The following is a 20213-nucleotide window of genomic DNA, read 5'->3' on the forward strand; positions in this document are numbered from 1 at the left end:
GAATGCTCCTCATATAACCCACAAATCGTCGCATTCTTTACCCCAAGTCAGCTTGGTTTGTGCCACTTTCAGGGGGTTTTCTTGTTTAAAGTTTCTAATTGCATTGTCCCTCAATACACAAAGTAGCTTTTACCGGCGGGGGTAGGTCACGACGATTTGTGGGTTATATGAGGAGTGGCCTACCCCCGCCGGTAAAAGCGGTCTACCCATGAAATAGAAACATCTGACAGAATCCCACTGTTTCACAGTAATTCCCTATGCTATCCTCGCTGCCGGGAGTCGGCCAGGCAATCGCTGCCCGGTTATCTCGGCAATCATCTTCGGATATTGGCGGGAGTCGGGGGGAGGAAAGTCCGGGCTCCATAGGGTAGAGTGCCAGGTAATTCCTGGGGGGCGCGAGCCTACGGAAAGTGCAGCAGAGAGTAGACCGCCTAAGTCTTCGAAAGGAGACCGGTAAGGGTGAAAGGGTGCGGTAAGAGCGCACCGCGCAACTGGTAACAGTTTGTGGCACGGTAAACCCCACTCGGAGCAAGACCAAATAGGCCTTCATTGGTGTGACCCGCACTGAAGGCGGGTAGGTTGCTAAAGATGCATGGTGACGTGTATCGTAGAGGAATGGTTGCCCACGACAGAACCCGGCTTATCGGCCGACTCCCAATAATTCCTTGTTTTTGTTTGTTTTTTGATCACTTTTGATCTTTTTTCTATATATCTCCTCCCGTATATATCCAGAATTCATATAAATCTTAAAGTGCTTCTTTAAGTTACAATTATATTGTCCTGTTTTTACTAAATATTTGAAAATCCATGCAAACGATCTCTGCACGTTACCCTCTTTTTCGCTGATTTTACCTGCACGTTTTTGACTTTTTACTGGTTTCCCAGCTTGAACTTCCCATTGTCTGGGCATATAGTGTCGAAGTGTGGGGAAAGGTGGGAAATTGTGGTCCACCAACCCAAATTGAATAACAAAGTGGGAAAAAAGGGTGTTTAGGGGTAATAACGAGATCAACATGGATGCCAAAGGGCGCATGGCGATACCTGCAAGGTACCGCGATGAGCTTGCGTCTATGTGTGAAGGTCACCTCGTTGTCACTATCGATACTCAAGAGCGCTGCCTGCTGATCTATCCTCTGCCGAAATGGGAGGAGGTCGAAGAGCAGGTGGCGGCGCTGCCATCTTTGAATCCGGCCTCGCGTCGGTTCCAACGCCTGTTGATTGGTCACGCTCGTGAGTTGGAGCTGGACGGTAGCGGGCGTATTTTGATTCCACCCGAGCTTCGCAAACACGCGCAGATGGATAAGAAGGTAATGCTGGTTGGCCAGCGTCACCGCTTTGAGCTGTGGAGCGGCGAGCTTTGGGAAGCCAAGTGTGAAGATATGTTGGCCGATAGCGCAGATGAGTTAGCGATGTCGGATGAAATGCTGACCCTGTCGCTTTAAACGTTGGTATTTAGGGTATGAGCGAGCAACAAGTACACACCACCGTGCTGCTGAATGAGGCTGTTGATGCACTCATTACAGATCCTGACGGTATCTACATTGACGGAACCTTTGGTCGCGGCGGCCACAGTGCGTTGATTCTCGAGCGTTTGTCTCAAGCTGGAAAACTCCTCGCTTTCGATAAAGATCCGGAAGCCATTGCTCACGGTCGCCAGCGTTTTGCCGGTGACGACCGCTTTGAGCTGGTGCATGCGTCATTTGCGGACCTGGCAAGCGTAGTTGCTGAACGTGGAATGGTCGGCAAGGTAACTGGAATTCTGGTGGATCTTGGGGTTTCCTCCCCACAGCTGGATGATGATCACCGCGGTTTCAGTTTTCTGCGCGATGGCCCGCTGGATATGCGTATGGACTCGTCTTCCGGCGAGAGTGCGGCCGAGTGGCTGGCTTACGAAAAAGAAGAAGAGATCGCTCGCGTACTCAAAGAGTATGGCGAAGAGCGCTACGCCCGTCGCATGGCGCGGGCCATCGTGGAGATTCGCGACGAGCAGCCGATTACCACCACCAAACAGCTGGCCAAAATCGTTGCTGATGCTCACCCGCGTTGGGAAAAGCACAAGCATCCGGCAACACGCGCTTTTCAGGCGATCCGCATTCATATCAATCGCGAACTGGACGATCTGCAGAAACTGCTGGCGGATTCTCTTGATGTATTGGCGATTGGTGGGCGATTGGTGGCGATCAGCTTCCACTCCCTGGAGGACCGAATTGTTAAACGCTTCATTCGCGATCAGGAGCGTGGCCCTCAGTTGCCGCGTGGCGTACCGATTCGCGATGAGCAAGCCCAGCGCCGTATGAAGTCGTTGGGAAAACCGTTAAAGCCTGCCGACGAAGAGGTTGGCGGCAATGTTCGCTCCCGCAGCGCCATTATGCGGGTGGCTGAGAAACTGGCATGAGGTTGGGCAAATGACAGCCAAGTCGATGAACTGGATGACCACAGCGCTTTGGGTCGGGGTGATTGCCTCGGCCCTTGCGGTTGTGCGTGCCAGTCACGATTGTCGAGCGCTGTTTGCCGAATTGGGTCAGCTCGAGAAACGCTCCGACCAGCTTCAGGTTGAGTGGGGGCAGCTGTTGCTGGAGCAGGCGACCCTGGCCTCGTTTGGTAGTGTTGAGCAGGCGGCACGCGATTCACTGAATATGCGCGCCCCGGCATCTGACGATATTGTGGTGGTGCGCCAATGAGTCGCTCAGCGCAGTCCCGCACCGAAACACCAAAACTGACCATTGCCAGATGGCGCTTCGCACTCGTGGTATTGGCTCTATTGGTTATGCCGATCATGTTGATCTGGCATATCGCCGGATTGCAGGTGCTGCCGGATAACGATCGCGGCTTTGAATTTCTGCAAAGCCAGGGCGATGCCCGCACGGTGCGTACCGAAGAAATCGTTGCTAATCGCGGCCTGATTACCGATCGAAATGGTAGCCCGTTAGCGGTTAGCACACCTGTGGCCACCCTGTGGGCAAACCCCCAGGTGCTGACTCGCGAGCCTGCGGACCTCGCTCGGCTGGCAGATAAACTGGGGCTGTCATTGGCTGAGTTGCAACGTCGCCTGGACCGCTACCAGAGCAAAGAGTTTATGTATCTGAGTCGTCAGGTCAGCCCTGCAGAAGCAGATGATGTGTTGGCTCTGAAACTTGATGGAGTGCACGTTCGTCGCGAATACAAACGCTACTACCCGGCCGGGGAAGTGGTTGCGCAAATTGTTGGCGTTACCAATCTCGACGATATGGGCCAGGAAGGTATTGAGCTGGCTTTTGACAGTCACCTTGCGGGTAACCCGGGGGCCAAACGAGTGCTCAAGGATCGCAAAGGTCACGTGATCAAGGAGCTGGGACTGGTTCGCCGCGAGGAGCCTGGTCAGGATGTTGCCCTGAGTATAGATCTGCGTCTGCAGTATATCGCCTACCGTGAATTAAAAGCAGCGGTTAACCGCTTTGGCGCAAAGGCAGGCTCCGTGGTGATCCTGGATGTAGGCAGTGGTGAAGTGCTGGCGATGGCCAACCAGCCTTCCTTTAACCCCAATGCCCGAGAAGATCGCAATCCGTCCGCGATGCGCAATCGCGCGGTAACCGACCGGGTTGAGCCGGGTTCAACCATGAAGCCCCTGACTATGGTGGCGGCGCTGGAGAGTGGCAAGTTCAAACCATCTACCCAAATTGATACTGGCATGGGCTATGTGCGTGTTGGATATAAGGACATCAAGGACCCGCGGGGTTACGGTGTACTTGATCTGGCAGGTGTGTTGGCCAAGTCCAGCCAGGTGGGTACTTCGAAAATTGCCCTTGAGCTGGACCCGTTCCATGTTCGCGATGTGTTTGCCCGCACGGGTCTGGGGCAGGCTACTGGCCTCGAGTTTCCTGGTGAGGTGGATGGTTACCTCCCGGCGCCAATGCGCTGGGACGATGTTACCCGCACCACATTGGCATTTGGTTACGGTCTCAATGCGTCGCCCCTGCAAATCGCCAAATCCTATTTGGTGTTGGCGGCCGATGGCTTCTCCAAGCCGGTTACGTTGCTCAAGACAGGCAAACAAGTTACCGGTGAACAGGTCATCGAGCCGGAAATAGCACACCAGATACTTGAGATGATGCAACAGGTGGTTGAGCCAGGTGGAACCGGAACCAAAGCGGCTTTACCTGCTTACCAAGTTGCCGGGAAAACAGGTACTTCCCGCAAAGTGGCTCAAACCGGTGGGTACGATGATACCCGCCACGTAGCTCTGTTTGCCGGAGCGGTTCCTGCCGACAACCCAAGGTTGGTATGTGTGGTCATGATTGATGAACCCACTGTGGGTGAAAAGCATGGCGGTGGTAAAGAGGCCGCACCAGTATTTGCCAGCGTGATGGATGAGGCATTGCGGTTGCTTCAGGTGCCACCAAATGTACCCAGTGATGAACGGGTGGTTGCTCTCAAGAAAGTACCGCGGCAGGGAGGGTCAACATGATGGCCCTGCAACATACAGACAAGAACAAACACGCGACGCTGACTGAATTACTGGTTGGCGTCGAACTGCTTTCTGGCCAGGAAAGTCTGCAGGTTACTTCGCTGACCGCCGATAGTCGCCAAGTTGTGCCGGGATCGCTATTTCTGGCGTGCCCCGGTCTGACCGTCGACGGTCGCCAGTTTATGAAGGCTGCCGCTGGGCAAGGTGCGGTAGCAATTGCGGCTGAAGCTGAGGGGCTCGATGCATTTGAGGCTCCGGCCGGCGTTGCAGTGATTCCGGTTCAGGGGCTTTCTACCAGGCTCAGTACCATCGCTGGCCGCTTTTATGGCAACCCGTCGGAACACATGAAAGTGACCGGTATTACCGGCACTAATGGTAAAACCACCTGCAGCCAGTTACTGGCACAGCTACTGGCGCTGTTGGGTGAGCCGACCGGTGTGCTTGGCACGCTTGGCTATGGCCTGTTTGATCAGAAAACCGTGAATTTGCTGGGGGAAAGGGCAGCGACTTTCGTCGACGTCGGTATGACCACGCCAGACGCCATAAAAGTACAAGAGGTGCTTGCGAATCTGCTGGACGAAAGCGCTACCCATTTCTGCATGGAAGTCTCTTCCCACAGCCTTGATCAGGGCCGAGTGGCGGATGTTGCATTCCACACCGCGATCTTTACCAACCTCAGTCGGGATCATCTGGACTACCACGGCGATATGGACAGTTACCTGCGCGCCAAAGCGCAGCTGTTCGCCACTGAAGGTTTGCAGTTGGCAATCATCAATGCTGACGACCCCTGCAGTGAGCATCTGGCCGACCAGTTTGACGACAGTATCTGTTGCTTGCGTTTCGGTATCGACAACCGCAAAGCCGATATTGTGGCCAGCGAAGTGGAGTTGACCGATAGCGGTGTCGAAGCGCGCCTGACCACCCCGTGGGGAACAGGGGTGCTAAGCAGTCGCCTCTTGGGTGAATTCAATGTCAGTAACCTGCTTGCGGTGGTGGCGGCAGCCTGTGGTCAGGGGCATGCCCTGCAAGAAGTTCTGGCGCTGATTCCCAAGCTATACCCTGTTGCAGGTCGCATGGAGGTTGTGAGTACTCACTATCGTCCAGTGGTTGTTGTTGATTATGCACACACCCCGGATGCACTGGAAAAAGCTCTGACTTCGCTACGCCCACTGTGTCGTGGCCAGTTGTGGTGTGTTTTTGGCTGTGGCGGTAATAGGGATGCCGGCAAGCGCCCACAAATGGGGGCGTTAGCTGCGCAATTGGCTGATCGCGTTGTGGTCACCAGTGATAATCCGCGCGGAGAGGGCCCGGAACAAATTATTACCGAAATTCGCGCCGGTATGCCGAGCAGTGAATTTATTCATTGCGAGGTAGATCGTCGCGCTGCCATCGAATACGCCATTGCCAACGCAGCAGCGGAAGACTGCGTACTGATCGCTGGCAAGGGCCATGAAACCTATCAGGAAGTAAACGGCGTGCGCCACGAATTTGATGATCGAAATGAAGCGCGGGCTGCGCTTGAACAATGTGGGCAAAGAGGGGGGCAGGCAAATGATTGATCAGCTGACTCTGTCCCGCGCGGCTATCGAATACGGCGGCACTCTGGTCTACCCGGATTGTGCGTTCGACCAAGTGTCTACCGATACTCGCCAAATCGGCGAAGGTCAATTGTTTGTGGCATTGCGTGGTGAGAACTTCGACGCCCATCAGTTTTTGGGTCAGGCTGCTCAATCCGCCTGCGGGTTGGTGGTGGAAAAAGCCGATACCAGTTTGTCGGTACCGCAATGGGTGGTGCCGGATACCACCGTTGCGCTCGGCCAGATTGCCCGCCTCAATCGCACTGCCTTTGACGGCCGTATGGTTGCAGTGACCGGCAGTGCAGGTAAAACAACGGTCAAAGAGATGCTGGCGGCGATTTTTGCCCACCAGGATGGTGCTGATGCGGTGCTTGCTACCCGTGGCAATCTCAATAATCACATCGGCGTACCGCTTACCTTGATGTCCCTGACTGAAAAACATCGCAGTGCAGTGATCGAAATGGGGGCGAGTGGCCCCAACGAAATTGGTTATCTGTGCAACATGGCGAGTCCCGATGTGGCACTGGTCAACAATGTGTTACCTGCTCATGTGGAAGGCTTTGGCAGCGTGGAAGGTATTGCTCGTGCCAAGGGTGAGATCTATCAACAGCTCAAGCGAAACGCTACTGCAGTACTGAATCTGGATGAAGTCTATGAAGAGTTGTGGCGCTCCTATATTGGCGAGCGTCGCTGCCTGACCTTCAGTGTTAGCCGTCGCGACGCCAATGTGCGTGCTGCAGAGGTTACCCAGGATGCTTTGGGTCGCTGTCATTTTCGCCTGGAAACACCAGTTGGTGCTACCGACATTCAACTATCGATTCCCGGTCGTCACAACGTGGCCAATGCGCTGGCCGCAGCTGCCGTTGCGATTGCTGCTGGAGCCGGTCTGGCGGAAGTGGCGAAAGGCTTGAAATCGGCCAAAACCGTTGCTGGCCGTATGGACATTAAAGAGCTGCCAACAGGCGATTACCTGATCGATGACAGTTACAACGCCAATCCGGGATCAGTGAAGGCTGCCATCGACAGTCTGGTAACAATGCCGGGCCGCACCATTCTGGTGCTGGGTGATATGGCGGAGTTGGGTGCGGATGAAGTGGAGATGCACGCTGAGGTCGGGCGTTACGCCGCGAATCATGGCGTTGCTCAGCTCTACACCGCTGGAAAATTAACTGCTTTCACCAGTGATGCGTTTGGTGAAGGTGTTCATTGCGAAAGCAAAAGGCAATTAATCGAGGCGCTGGCGCCCCAGTTGGGTTCGGGGGTGACGATTTTGGTAAAAGGATCGCGCAGTGCCGGTATGGATGATGTGGTTAAAGCCTTGGAGGCTGAAGCTTCCACTACAGGAGAATAAAAAATGTTTTATTGGCTGGCCGACTATTTAACTCAGTATTTCAGCGCCTTTGGGGTGGTGAAATATCTTACTTTTCGCGCAATTTTAGGTGTTTTGACTGCGCTGGGTATGTCGCTGTGGTTGGGACCGATCATGATTCGCCGTCTGAATCTGTTGCAGATCGGCCAGTCAGTGCGCACCGATGGACCGCAGAGTCACTTGAGTAAATCCGGTACCCCCACCATGGGCGGTGCACTGATTCTGATGGCGATTTTTGCCGCCACACTGCTCTGGTCCGACCTCAGCAACCGCTATGTGTGGGTGGTGCTGGGTGTCACTTTCATTTTTGGTGCTGTGGGTTGGGTCGACGATTACCGCAAGGTAGTGGAGAAAAATTCCCGCGGACTGCCGGCGCGCTGGAAATACTTCTGGCAATCGGTTGGCGGTCTGGGGGCTGCTATCTTCCTGTACAAAACTGCGTTAACTCCGGCCGAGACGTCGCTGTATGTACCGTTTTTCAAAGACGTAGTTATTCCGTTGGCTGGACTGGGCGGTATCGGCTATATCGCGCTTACCTACTTTGTAATTGTTGGCGGCAGTAATGCGGTTAACCTCACCGACGGTCTCGACGGCCTGGCCATTATGCCGACCGTACTGGTGGGTGGCGCATTGGGTTTGTTTGCCTACCTGACCGGCCACGTTGAGTTTGCCAACTACCTCCATATTCCCTACATCGCCGGTGCCGGTGAGTTGGTGGTTTTCTGTGCGGCACTGGGTGGTGCCGGCCTTGGATTCCTGTGGTTCAACACCTATCCGGCGCAAGTGTTTATGGGTGATGTCGGCGCGCTGGCGCTGGGTGCGGCACTTGGTGTGATAGCAGTGATTGTTCGCCACGAAATTGTATTTTTCATCATGGGTGGTGTGTTCGTGATGGAGACCCTGTCGGTGATTATTCAGGTTGCCTCCTTCAAATTGACCGGCAAGCGGGTATTTCGCATGGCGCCGATTCACCACCACTTTGAACTGAAAGGCTGGCCGGAGCCGCGAGTGATTGTGCGCTTCTGGATCATCACCGTGGTGTTGGTGCTGATTGGTCTGGCCACCCTGAAGTTGCGTTAACGGAAACAGAAACAACTTATGACAAACCGGACTCAACAAGTGGATCGAAAAGTGACGGCGGTGCTCGGCATCGGCGTTACCGGTCTGTCTGTGGCGCGTTTTTTAGCGGCGCGCGGTGAGTCATTTGTGATGATGGATACCCGTCAGGCTCCTGCAATGCTGGCCAGCTTCAAGTCGGAGTTTCCCCGGGTTCCGGTTTTTCTGGCTGAGTCCTGCTTTGAACAGCTTGGCCCGGTAAAAGAGCTGATTGTCAGTCCAGGCCTGGCGCCCACCGACAAGTTGCTGGTGGCAGCGAAAGAGCAGGGTATCAGGGTCGTTGGTGATATCGAATTGTTTGCTCGCTATGCCAAGGCCCCTGTGGTGGCGATTACCGGCTCTAACGGCAAGAGCACTGTTACCGAACTGCTCGGTGATATGGCACGTCGTGCCGGAGTCCATGTTGGTGTAGGCGGCAACCTCGGAGTGCCAGCGCTAGAGCTGCTGGATGATCGCTGCGAGCTTTATGTATTGGAGCTGTCCAGCTTCCAGCTGGAAATTGTTGACTCACTGCAACCGGCAGTAGCCTGCATTCTGAATGTGTCGGAAGACCATCTGGATCGCTATGCGTCCATGGCTGATTATCTGGCTGCCAAACAGCGCATTTTCACAGGTGCCAGACACATTGTGTTTAACCGCGATGACGCTGTGACCCAGTCGCCGTTGGCTAATGTGGAGACCAGCAGCTTTGGTGTGGATAACGCAGCGGGTGATTTTTCGGTGGCTGAGATCAGTGGCGATCTCTGGCTGTGTGGTCCTGAAGGCGGGCTGCTGGCCGTGAGTGATCTGCGCATCAAAGGCCGTCACAACTGGGCTAATGCCCTGGCTGCGCTGGCGATGGGTGCTGTAGTTGGTCTGCCGGAAAACGCGATGCTCGATTCACTTCGGGAGTTTCCCGGTTTAGCGCACCGCTGCCAGACCGTACGCGAATTTAAAGGTGTTACTTACATCAACGATTCCAAAGCCACCAATGTCGGTGCCACCTTGGCGGCACTGGATGGGTTGGTAGTGGAAGGGCATAAAAATATTGTCTGGATCGCCGGCGGTGACGGAAAAGGCGCTGACTTTGCCGAGCTGAAACCGGCAGTTGCGAAAAGTGTGAAAGAGACCCTGCTGATCGGCAAAGACGGTCCTCAGATTGCCCAACTGGTAGCGGGCGTTTGTGGTGTTGAGACTGTCGATACTATTGCGAAAGCGGTCAACCGCGCACAGCAGATTGCCATGCCGGGTGACCTGGTATTGCTGTCGCCAGCCTGCTCCAGTCTCGATATGTTTCGCAACTTTGAAGAGCGCGGTGATACCTTTGTTGCGGCAGTGGGGGCATTGTCATGATGCGCCTGTCAATGCCTACTGTGAATTTCAGTCAACTCGACAGCAAACTGCTTTTGGCAGTAGCTGCGCTATTAAGCATTGGCGTAATCATTATCTACTCGGCGTCAATCAGTTATGCCGCAGCCAACTACGGCGACAATTTGTTTTTCCTGAAGCGCCATCTGATGTATCTGGCGATGGGGTTTGCAGCGGCAGCGGTGGTGCTCTGTGTTCCTGTGCAGTTCTGGTATCGCAATGGTTTATTGCTGCTGGGTGCGGCTTTCTTCCTGCTGCTGGTGGTGCTTATTCCCGGAGTTGGTCGCCGGGTAAACGGCAGTCAGCGCTGGCTGGCGTTTGGCCCTCTGACCTTGCAGGTCTCGGAGCTGGTGAAAGTGGCGGTGGTGTTATTTATGGCCGGTTACTTGCACCGCCATCAAGTGGCACTGAGGGAAAACTGGAAAGAGATTATCAAGCCGCTGGCCATTTTGGGGGCCTTGGTTGGGCTGCTGTTGGCGGAGCCGGATCTGGGTTCATCGGTGGTGCTGGCAGCTACGGTGCTGGCAATGCTGTTCTTTGCTGGTGTGAAGTTGTGGCAGGTGGCTGCGCTGATGGGTTTGGCCGGTGGACTACTGGGGCTGGCGGCGCTTCTGTCTCCTTATCGTTTGCAGCGTCTTGTGACTTATCTTGATCCTTGGGCCGACCAGTTTGGAAGCGGCTACCAACTTACCCAGTCACTGATCGCTTTTGGTCGTGGTGAGTGGTTTGGTCTGGGTCTTGGTAACAGTATTCAAAAGTTGTTTTACCTGCCCGAAGCGCACACCGACTTTGTGTTTGCCATCTTCGCAGAAGAGTTTGGTCTGCTGGGTGTGGCGGTGGTGATCGGACTGTTTGCCCTGCTGATGTGGCGCGTCTTTGCCATCGTGCGTCTGGCGGTGCAGCAGTTCAACTGGTTTGCCACTTACTCGGTGTTTGGTCTCGGTGTGCTGATGGCGGGGCAGGCATTTATCAATATCGGTGTGGCGTCAGGATTACTGCCTACCAAGGGATTGACTCTTCCGTTTATCAGTTACGGCGGAAGTAGCTTGCTGGTGAGCTGCGTGATGGTGGCGCTGATTTTACGATTTGGAATGGAGTTGCAGCAGCCGGACGCCAAGCCGGTATTGCGTCGCAGCAACAAGGTTAGAGGAACAGTAGAAGTATGAGCGCGAAGCAGAAACGCATCATGGTAATGGCTGGTGGAACCGGGGGGCACGTTTTCCCGGCGCTGGCTGTTGCCCGTGAATTGCGCTCCCGCGGAGTCGAAATCGAGTGGTTTGGCACTCAGCGCGGTATCGAATCGCAACTGGTGCCAGCTAACGATATACCGCTGCACTTTATTGAGGTGGCCGGAGTGCGGGGTAAAGGTGTGATGACCCTGCTGAAAGCACCGTTCCTGCTGCTAAAAGCGGTATCCCAGGCCAAGGCGCTGCTTAAAGAACGCCAGCCCGATGCGGTTTTGGGAATGGGTGGCTTTGCTTCTGGCCCCGGGGGGTTGGCTGCAAAAATGTTGGGCATTCCAGTGGTGATCCACGAACAGAATGCGGTAGCGGGAACCACCAACCGCTATCTGTCCAAACTGGCCAAGCGAGTGATGGAAGCGTTTCCGGGGTCGTTGCCAAAAGGCGAACTGTGCGGTAATCCGGTACGTGATGAGATCAGTCAATTGCCGGAGCCTGCACAGAGATTGCAGCGCAATGGCGACCGTCCGCACCTGCTGGTGCTGGGTGGCAGCCTTGGTGCCCAGGCCATTAACGACACTCTGCCGGAGGCGATCAAACGCCTCCCGGCCAATGAGCGTCCGCTGATCTGGCATCAGGCCGGGCGTGATCGTGCGGTACCGACCTCGGAAAAATACAGTGACGCTGGTGTGGATGCCCAGGTGGTGCCTTTTATCGACGATATGGCGGAAGCCTACGGCTGGGCAGATCTGGTGGTTTGTCGGTCAGGTGCCTTGACCGTGTCTGAGTTGGCGGCAGCAGGTGTTGGCTCTGTGCTGATTCCTTATCCCCACGCCATCGATGATCACCAGACCAAGAATGGTCAGTGGCTGGTGAATAAAGGCGCTGCTCGCATGATGCAGCAGGCGGAAATGAGCCCGGAAAAACTGGCGGTAATGCTTCAGCAGTTGCTGGCAGACCGTGAACAATTGTTGGTGATGGCCAGCAATGCAAGGCAGTTGGCACAACCCCAAGCGACCGAAATGGTGGCCAATGCCTGTCAGGAGGTTATGCAGTGAGTAATAAAGTAGGTGTTTTTGAAGTTCCCGAGATGCGCCGTATAAAGCGTATCCATTTTATTGGTATAGGCGGTGTCGGTATGTGTGGCATTGCCGAGGTATTGTTGAATCAGGGTTACCAGATTTCAGGTTCTGACATTAACGATGGCCCGGTAACCAAGCGGCTGCGTGATATGGGGGCGACCATCTTTATCGGTCACGCCGAGTCCAATGTCGATGGGGCTGATGTGGTGGTCAACTCCACGGCGGTGAGTGACAGCAACCCGGAGATGGTGCGTGCTCGCGAAAATCGCACCCCGATTGTACGTCGCGCCGAAATGCTGGCAGAGCTGATGCGCTATCGCCATGGTATTGCGGTGGCCGGTACTCATGGCAAAACCACGACCACCAGTTTGATTGCCTCGATTTTTGGCGAAGCTGGCAAGGACCCAACCTTTGTGATCGGTGGTCGCTTGACCAGTGCGGGTACCAATGCCCGACTTGGTGAAAGTCGTTACCTGGTTGCAGAAGCGGACGAGAGTGATGCGTCGTTCTTACACCTTCAGCCTATGGTTTCAGTGGTAACCAATATCGACATCGACCATATGGAAACCTACGGGTTTGATGAAGGCAAACTCAAGAAAACCTTTATCGAATTTCTTCACAACCTGCCTTTCTATGGGCTGGCAGTACTCTGCATTGATGATGAGCGGGTCCGTGAAATTCTGCCCAGCGTATCGCGGCCGATTATCACTTATGGCTTTAGCGAGAATGCCGATTACCGCATCACTGATATGAGCACCAGTCGCAATCGCAGCACTTTCAAACTGCATCGTCCGGAAGGCAAGGCGACGCTGCAGATCGAGCTCAATATTCCCGGCTCACACAATGTTCAAAACGCTGCCGCTGCGATAGCCGTGGCCACCGATGAAGGCTTGAGTGATGAAGCGATTTGCGAAGGTTTGAGCAAATTTGGCGGTGTGGGTCGCCGCTTTGAAATCTACGGCGAGTACCCGGTCTCCTCAGGTGCAGATCGTGGTGGTGAAGCAATGCTGGTGGATGACTACGGTCACCACCCCCGCGAAGTGGCGGCCACCATCAAGGCTGTTCGAGACGGCTGGCCGGAAAGGCGTCTGGTGATGGTGTTCCAGCCACACCGTTATACCCGTACCCGCGACCTTTATGAGGATTTTGTACAAATCCTGTCGAGCTGCGATGCACTGGTTCTGACTGAAGTGTACTCCGCAGGTGAAGAGCCGATTCCCGGTGCCGACAGTCGTCACCTCTGCCGCAGTATTCGCCAGCGCGGTCTGGTAGACCCGATCTACGCCGAGAATATCGATGTAGTGCCGGACATTATTCGAGACATCGTCCAGGACGGAGATATCGTGATCACTCAGGGAGCCGGTAGTGTCGGCAAGTTGGTGAAGCTGCTGGCAGAGAGGAAGCTGCAATGAGTGTTGAGTCGCACGTCGCACGTCTGACGTCGCACGCTAACAGCAGCGGTCTTGATGCCCTGATGCAATTGGAAGGTGCTGGTTTGTGCGGCGCTTCGACGTCGACTGTATTACCGCATTATATGCGGACTACATACAAAAGCGTGCGACGTGCGACGTCAGACGTGCGACCGCAACAAAAAAATACAGTCGTAAAGGTGTGGCAATGAGCATGATCAAAGATCAACTCGGACGAGTCGGCGTTATATACGGTGGAAGCTCCGCCGAGAGTGCCATCTCGCTCAAGTCCGGCAAGGCGGTTCACGCCGCATTGCTGCGCGCCGGTGTCGATGCTGTTGCTGTGGAAGTGGGAGATAGACCACTGCAAACCATTGCTGACGTCGAAATGGATCGCGCAGTTCTGATGCTGCATGGCACTCCCGGTGAAGACGGCACTATTCAAGGCGCATTGGAGTTGATGGGGATTCCCTACACCGGCTGCGGCGTGCTGACGTCGGCACTGGCGATGGATAAGTGGCGCTGTAAACAGTTGTGGCAAGGCATGGGCTTGCCCACCGCTGCCTTTGCCATGCTCGAGCAGGACACTGACTGGTCAGCGGTTATGGCTGAGCTGGGTGGTGTAGCCATGGTCAAGCCGGCTAATGAGGGGTCCAGTGTCGGCATGTACCGGGCGGAATCTGCGCAGGAGTTGCAGGACGCCTGGCAAAAGGCATCCCAATACGGCCAGGTGATGGCAGAGCGTTGGATCACCGGCAGTGAATACACCGTGGCGATCTTGAACGGTCGGGTACTGCCGCCGATCAAGCTGGAAACTGATCACGGCTTTTACGACTACGACGCCAAATACGTCACCGGTGACACTCGCTACCTGATTCCCTGCGGTCTGGAAGGTGACGATCTGGCGGCATTGGAGCAGGTGGCTCTGGCGGCTTACAACAGTCTCGGTTGTTCCGGGTGTAGTCGAGTGGATGTGATGCGTGATACAGACGGTCAGTTCCTGTTGCTGGAAGTGAACACTATCCCGGGCATGACTGATACCAGTCTGGTGCCAAAAGCAGCGGCAGCGGTTGGTATCAGCTTTGAAGAGCTGGTGGTCGAAATCGCCAAAACCTCACTGGAAGCTTGAAGGAATGAAACAGTCGGCGACTAACAACAGATCCTCGAATCGGCAGCCAGGTGCGCTGAAGGGGCATCTGTGGTCGCTGCTGAAAAGCACGGCGGTGATCAGCCTGTTGGTTGTAGTTGTAGCCGGTGGTGCCTGGGGAGTTCTGTCGGTCTATGGCCAGTTGGACAAGCCGGTGGAGTTGATTGCGGTTGAGGGTGAATTCAAATACGCGACTCGTGAATCGGTTGGCAGGCTGGTTGAAGCAGAATTGAAAGGCGGTTTTTTAAGTTTGGATCTTCAGGCCATTCGTCAGCGTCTGGAGCGCGATCCCTGGATCGAGAGTGCTTCGGTAGGGCGTCGCTGGCCGAACACCCTGGAGATCAACGTGGTTGAAGAGACACCCATCGCACGTTGGAATCGCCACAGCTTTCTCAACCGTCGGGGTGAGGTGTTGGATGTGCAGGACAACAGTGGTTTGACTCAACTGCCATTGCTGTTGGGGCCAAAGGGGCAGGCCAGGGAAGTGATGGAACAATATCGTCACGCCGCCGAACTGTTACTGCCCGCTGGCCTCAAGCCAATGGAGTTTCGCCTCGATGAACGCGATGCGTGGCACCTGAAGTTGGCAGGAGAACTGGATGTGAAAGTTGGCCAGGGCCAGGTGACTGAAAAGCTGAAGCGTTTTCTGACGGTGTATGACGCTGTTCTTCGGGAACGCATAAATGAACTGAAAAGTGTGGATGCCCGCTACCCGAACGGGGTTGCAGTGAGTTGGCATTCACCGGATACCAGCCCTGAAAATCAGGGTTAACAAAACGAAATTGGTTACAAGTACACCCGGGGATGACCGGGGATGGGGAAAAAAATGGCAAACAGCAATGAAGAGAGAATGATTGTCGGACTGGATATTGGCACCTCGAAAGTCGTGGCTATCGTGGGTGCGATCGGGCCGGATGGCAATCTGGAGATTGTCGGCACTGGTATGCACCAGTCGGCGGGCATGAAGAAGGGCGTTGTGGTGAATATTGAATCCACCGTCCACTCCATTCAGCGCGCTATTGAAGAGGCGGAGCTGATGGCTGGTTGTCATATCCACTCGGTGTACGCCGGTATTGCCGGTAGCCACATTCGCAGCCTCAACTCCCACGGTATTGTTGCGATCAAGGATCGCGAAGTGAACCAGCTGGATGTAGAGCGAGTGATTGATGCTGCCAGAGCAGTAGCGATTCCGGCAGACCAGGAAATTCTTCATGTCCTGCCGCAGGAATTCATCATTGATAACCAGGAAGGCGTTCGCGAACCACTGGGCATGTCAGGTGTTCGTTTGGAGGCCAAGGTGCATTTGGTGACCTGTGCCGCCAACGCTGCCCAGAATATCAAAAAGTGCATTCGCCGCTGCGGCCTGGAAGTGGAAGACATCATTCTGGAGCAGCTGGCATCAAGCTATGCCGTTCTGACCGAAGATGAGAAGCAGCTCGGTGTCTGCCTGGTAGATATTGGTGGCGGCACGACTGACATTGCCATCTTTACTGATGGCGCAATTCGCCACACCGGAGTGATTCCAATTGCCGGTGACCAGGTGACCAACGATGTGGCTATGGCACTTCGTACACCGACTCCGCATGCCGAAGATCTGAAGATCAAATACGCCTGTGCGCTGGCTAATCTGGCCGGCCCGGAAGAGAGTATCAAAGTGCCCAGTGTTGGTGACCGACCGCCCCGCAACCTGTCGCGGCAGTCGCTTGCCGAGGTGGTGGAGCCGCGTTACGACGAGCTGTTTACCTTGGTGCAGGCCGAGCTGCGTCGCAGTGGTTTTGAAGACCTGGTTGCAGCTGGCATCGTACTGACTGGCGGTACTTCCAAAATGGAAGGCGTGGTTGAGTTGGCCGAAGAAATTTTCCATATGCCGGTGCGTCTGGGAGCGCCCTGTAACGTCGCTGGCCTGACCGACATCGTCAACAACCCGATCCATTCTACCGGGGTAGGGCTGTTGCTGTACGGAATGAAACAACAGCGGGAAGGAGGAGCGAATGTGCAGCGAGTAGTTGAAGAGAGTCGCGGCGAAAGCTTTTTTGGCCGCATGAAGCAATGGTTCCAGGGCAGCCTGTAACCAGAACAAATTTTTAGTTAATGAGCTTGAGCTTAATAAGAAGGGGAAACACCATGTTCGAGATCGTAGATAGCATTCCGGATTCAGCGGAAATCAAAGTAGTCGGGGTCGGCGGTGGCGGCGGAAACGCTGTACGCCACATGATCGACAGCAACGTAGAGGGCGTCGAGTTTATCTGTGCCAACACAGACTCCCAGGCGCTTAAAGACCTCAATAACGCCACAGTACTGCAACTGGGTAACAACGTTACTCGCGGCCTGGGTGCTGGCGCCAATCCGGAAGTAGGTCATCAGGCCGCTCTGGAGGATCGCGATCGCATCGCCGACGTATTGCAGGGTGCCGATATGGTCTTCATCACCGCGGGTATGGGTGGTGGTACCGGTACCGGTGGTGCACCGGTAGTAGCCGATGTGGCGCGCGAGCTGGGTATTTTGACTGTGGCGGTAGTAACCCGCCCGTTCAAATTTGAAGGTCGCAAGCGCATGGCAATTGCCGAGGAAGGTCTCAAGCACCTGCGCGACCGGGTTGACTCGCTGATCACCATTCCGAATGAGAAGCTGCTCTCGGTACTGGGCAGCTCCACCAGTCTGCTGGACGCTTTCAAAGCGGCCAACGACGTGCTGCTGGGTGCGGTTCAGGGGATTGCTGACCTGATCATTCGCCCGGGTATGATCAACGTCGACTTCGCAGACGTTCGCACTGTCATGTCGGAAATGGGCATGGCGATGATGGGCAGTGGTGAAGCTGCCGGAGAGCATCGTGCTCGCGAAGCTGCAGAAGCCGCAGTTCACAGCCCGCTGCTGGAAGATATCAACCTGCAGGGTGCCAAGGGTATTCTGGTTAACATCACTGCTGGTCCAGATCTGTCACTGGGTGAATTTCAGGATGTCGGTGACACGGTTGAACAGTTCGCTTCCGAAGATGCCACTGTGGTAGTTGGTACCGTTATTGACGAAACCATGGGCGACAAGCTGCGGGTTACTGTGGTGGCCACCGGCCTGGGTCGCGATATGGTGCCAACCAAAGTAGTCGACAACACTACTGGCCCGGAAGTGATGAAGTCTAATGGTGAGCTGGATTATCGCCAACTGGATACGCCGACCATCACCCGCACCAGCCGTCGCACCAGTCAGTCTGCCCCGGTACGTCAGCCAACTGCTGGCCGCCCGATGCAGCCGTCGGTTTCCACTGAGGCTACGGCGCGCAAGCTGGAAGAGCCGAAGTCCGATCCGGATATGGATTACCTGGATATCCCGGCCTTCCTGCGTCGTCAGGCTGACTGATCCGGTACTGCCAGGTACTGATTGGTACTCCCCGGCTCCCAACGTTTCCCCTGGGAGTCGGGGCTACTTGCTACAAAATGACGTGAACTCGTCGACAAATAATTGCTTTAAGAGGTTTGGTGACCGGTAAGAATTCTGTTAGGATTGGGCGCTTTGTACCTGTAAGGTGAGGGGAAGTCTCGACAAATGATCAGGCAGCGGACACTGAAAAACACCATTCGCGCTACTGGCGTTGGCCTGCATACCGGCGAAAAGGTCTATCTGACCCTGCATCCGGCGCCGGTTGATTCCGGTATTATTTTCCGTCGTACGGACCTGACTCCGGTTGTCGAGATTCAGGCGAAAGCGGAAAACGTTGGTGACACCACCCTTTCTACCACTCTCGTTAATGGCGATGTGCGGGTTTCCACCGTGGAGCACCTGCTTTCCGCAATGGCGGGTCTGGGTATTGATAACGCCATTATTGATGTGTCGGCTCCGGAAGTTCCTATTATGGACGGTTCCGCCGGCCCGTTTGTGTTCCTGATTCAGTCTGCTGGAATTGCCGAACAGGAAGCCCCGAAAAAATTCATACGTATCAAGAAAGAAGTTACCGTAAAGCATGACGACAAAGTTGCGCGCTTCAAGCCTTTTGACGGCTTCAAGGTCTCTTTCACTATCGATTTTGATCATCCGGTTTTTGCCAACCGGGCCCTGCACTCGGAAATCGACTTCTCTACTACTTCTTTTGTAAAAGAAGTGAGCCGTGCCCGTACATTTGGCTTTATGCACGAGATCGAATATCTGCGCTCCAAAGGGTTGGCCCGTGGTGGCAGCCTGGATAACGCCATTGTTGTTGACGAATATTCCGTTCTCAACGAAGACGGCCTGCGCTACGAGGACGAATTCGTCAAGCACAAGATTCTCGATGCCATTGGCGATTTGTACCTGCTCGGCAACAGCCTGATTGGCGAGTTCGAAGCTTATAAATCCGGTCACGCCCTGAACAATGCTTCCCTGCGTGCCCTGATTGCCCAGACTGATGCCTGGGAAATGGTTACTTTTGAAGGTGAGGATGCGGTTGCGCCAATCACCTACAGCAAGCCGGTTTCGGCTGTGTAGCCTAACAATAATAAAAAAGAGCTGATTGAACGTTCGTGAAAATCATATTCATCGGTAACAAGCAGGACAGTACGCGTTCCGTCACCCTTAATGGGTGGGCGAAAGTGCTGCTGTCTTTCTGTTTCCTGGCACTTCCTGCCGGGGCCGGTTTTGTGATGAGTCAACTCATGAACGGCGGCAAAAGCGCGCCCGAGCTGGTGGAAGTGGTCGAGGCGATGCAAGCCGAGCTGGCCCAGCAAAAGCAGCAGTTGGAAAGCAAGCAGTCTGACGCCCGTCGTCGCTTGTCTGCGCTGACCTCCAAACTGGCTGAAATGCAGGCGCGACTGGTGCGACTTGATGCACTGGGCGAGCGCCTCACTGATGTGGCCAGTCTCGATGATGGTGAATTTGATTTCAGTCGTGTGCCTGCAGTGGGTGGCCCGGAAACTGCAATTTTGGGTGAGCAGGAGCCGAGCGATCTGGATCATCTTTTCCAGCAACTGGAGCGACAGCTTCAGGATCGCGAACTTCAGCTTGAGATGATGGAGTCCATGCTGGTTGACCGCAAGTTAACCGAGGAAAGTACCGTTACCGGGCGACCAATTACCAAAGGTTGGATGTCTTCCAAGTATGGCTGGCGTACTGACCCGTTCCACGGTAAGCGTGCCTGGCACGATGGCGTAGACTTTGCCGGAAAAGAAGGTGGAGATGTAGTTGCTACCGCTGCCGGTGTAGTTATCTGGTCTGGCGAGCGCAGTGGTTACGGGCATCTGGTAGAGATCGAGCATGGTGATGGCTATGTCACACGCTACGGTCACAACAAAGAAAATCTGGTTAAAGCTGGTGATGTGGTCAAAAAAGGCCAGATTATTGCCCTGATGGGTAGCACCGGTCGTTCTACGGGTCCTCACGTACATTTCGAAGTTTACAAAAACGGCCGATCAGTCGATCCGGCTACCTATATCAAGCGAACCGTCCGCTAAAGTAATTCCCGCCGGGTAATTTTGCATTGCCCAGTTGCCGTTTTTTGTAAACGGCTTATTATCCCCATTTATTTTTTAGAAAGCCCGACGCAAAAACCAGTGAATGAGTCGCTGTAAATAAATT

At 54.7% G+C, this 20213-nt stretch carries 17 protein-coding genes and 1 other RNA gene; all 18 read left to right on the forward strand.

Features of this window, described 5'->3' with window-relative positions:
• The first annotated feature begins 275 nt into the window (after positions 1-275).
• Positions 276-659: RNase P RNA component class A (rnpB, locus tag QP938_02765), an RNA gene on the forward strand.
• A gap of 327 nt (positions 660-986) precedes the next feature.
• Positions 987-1442 (forward strand): division/cell wall cluster transcriptional repressor MraZ, encoded by a 456-nt coding sequence (mraZ, locus tag QP938_02770; protein WIO74847.1) that lies wholly within the window; start codon positions 987-989, stop codon positions 1440-1442.
• Between the two features lie 17 nt (positions 1443-1459).
• Positions 1460-2395, forward strand: a complete 936-nt coding sequence (gene rsmH, locus QP938_02775; protein WIO74848.1) for a 16S rRNA (cytosine(1402)-N(4))-methyltransferase RsmH — start codon at positions 1460-1462, stop codon at positions 2393-2395.
• Between the two features lie 10 nt (positions 2396-2405).
• Positions 2406-2681 carry a cell division protein FtsL gene (gene ftsL, locus QP938_02780; GenBank protein WIO74849.1) on the forward strand — a complete coding sequence of 92 codons (276 nt, stop codon included), beginning with the start codon at positions 2406-2408 and terminating at the stop codon, positions 2679-2681.
• Entirely contained in the window at positions 2678-4444 is a 1767-nt protein-coding gene (locus QP938_02785; GenBank protein ID WIO74850.1) for a penicillin-binding transpeptidase domain-containing protein, read from the forward strand. Before ftsL ends, QP938_02785 begins: the two co-directional genes overlap by 4 nt.
• Positions 4441-6003 (forward strand): UDP-N-acetylmuramoyl-L-alanyl-D-glutamate--2,6-diaminopimelate ligase, encoded by a 1563-nt coding sequence (locus QP938_02790; GenBank protein WIO74851.1) that lies wholly within the window; start codon positions 4441-4443, stop codon positions 6001-6003. Before QP938_02785 ends, QP938_02790 begins: the two co-directional genes overlap by 4 nt.
• On the forward strand, positions 5996-7372 hold the full coding sequence (gene murF, locus QP938_02795; GenBank protein ID WIO74852.1) for a UDP-N-acetylmuramoyl-tripeptide--D-alanyl-D-alanine ligase: 1377 nt from the start codon (positions 5996-5998) through the stop codon (positions 7370-7372). The genes QP938_02790 and murF overlap by 8 nt, the downstream gene beginning before the upstream one ends.
• 3 nt (positions 7373-7375) lie before the next feature.
• Positions 7376-8470, forward strand: coding sequence for a phospho-N-acetylmuramoyl-pentapeptide-transferase (gene mraY, locus QP938_02800; GenBank protein ID WIO74853.1), 1095 nt, complete (start codon positions 7376-7378; stop codon positions 8468-8470).
• 18 nt (positions 8471-8488) lie between these two features.
• Entirely contained in the window at positions 8489-9838 is a 1350-nt protein-coding gene (gene murD, locus QP938_02805) for a UDP-N-acetylmuramoyl-L-alanine--D-glutamate ligase (GenBank protein WIO74854.1), read from the forward strand.
• On the forward strand, positions 9835-11019 hold the full coding sequence (gene ftsW, locus QP938_02810; GenBank protein ID WIO74855.1) for a putative lipid II flippase FtsW: 1185 nt from the start codon (positions 9835-9837) through the stop codon (positions 11017-11019). Before murD ends, ftsW begins: the two co-directional genes overlap by 4 nt.
• Positions 11016-12092 (forward strand): undecaprenyldiphospho-muramoylpentapeptide beta-N-acetylglucosaminyltransferase, encoded by a 1077-nt coding sequence (gene murG / locus QP938_02815; protein WIO74856.1) that lies wholly within the window; start codon positions 11016-11018, stop codon positions 12090-12092. Before ftsW ends, murG begins: the two co-directional genes overlap by 4 nt.
• A gap of 32 nt (positions 12093-12124) precedes the next feature.
• Entirely contained in the window at positions 12125-13528 is a 1404-nt protein-coding gene (gene murC / locus QP938_02820; protein WIO75604.1) for a UDP-N-acetylmuramate--L-alanine ligase, read from the forward strand.
• A 205-nt stretch (positions 13529-13733) separates the two neighbouring features.
• Positions 13734-14654 carry a D-alanine--D-alanine ligase gene (locus QP938_02825; GenBank protein ID WIO74857.1) on the forward strand — a complete coding sequence of 307 codons (921 nt, stop codon included), beginning with the start codon at positions 13734-13736 and terminating at the stop codon, positions 14652-14654.
• Positions 14655-14658: 4 nt separating this feature from the next.
• On the forward strand, positions 14659-15444 hold the full coding sequence (locus QP938_02830) for an FtsQ-type POTRA domain-containing protein (protein WIO74858.1): 786 nt from the start codon (positions 14659-14661) through the stop codon (positions 15442-15444).
• Between the two features lie 54 nt (positions 15445-15498).
• Positions 15499-16743 carry a cell division protein FtsA gene (gene ftsA, locus QP938_02835; protein WIO74859.1) on the forward strand — a complete coding sequence of 415 codons (1245 nt, stop codon included), beginning with the start codon at positions 15499-15501 and terminating at the stop codon, positions 16741-16743.
• Positions 16744-16796: 53 nt separating this feature from the next.
• Positions 16797-18026, forward strand: coding sequence for a cell division protein FtsZ (ftsZ, locus tag QP938_02840; GenBank protein ID WIO74860.1), 1230 nt, complete (start codon positions 16797-16799; stop codon positions 18024-18026).
• A gap of 186 nt (positions 18027-18212) precedes the next feature.
• Positions 18213-19127 carry a UDP-3-O-acyl-N-acetylglucosamine deacetylase gene (gene lpxC / locus QP938_02845; protein ID WIO74861.1) on the forward strand — a complete coding sequence of 305 codons (915 nt, stop codon included), beginning with the start codon at positions 18213-18215 and terminating at the stop codon, positions 19125-19127.
• A gap of 35 nt (positions 19128-19162) precedes the next feature.
• Positions 19163-20089 (forward strand): peptidoglycan DD-metalloendopeptidase family protein, encoded by a 927-nt coding sequence (locus tag QP938_02850; protein WIO74862.1) that lies wholly within the window; start codon positions 19163-19165, stop codon positions 20087-20089.
• Positions 20090-20213 lie beyond the last annotated feature (124 nt).

The organism is Porticoccaceae bacterium LTM1 (genome assembly GCA_030252795.1).
Lineage (GTDB): Bacteria > Pseudomonadota > Gammaproteobacteria > Pseudomonadales > Porticoccaceae > SCSIO-12696.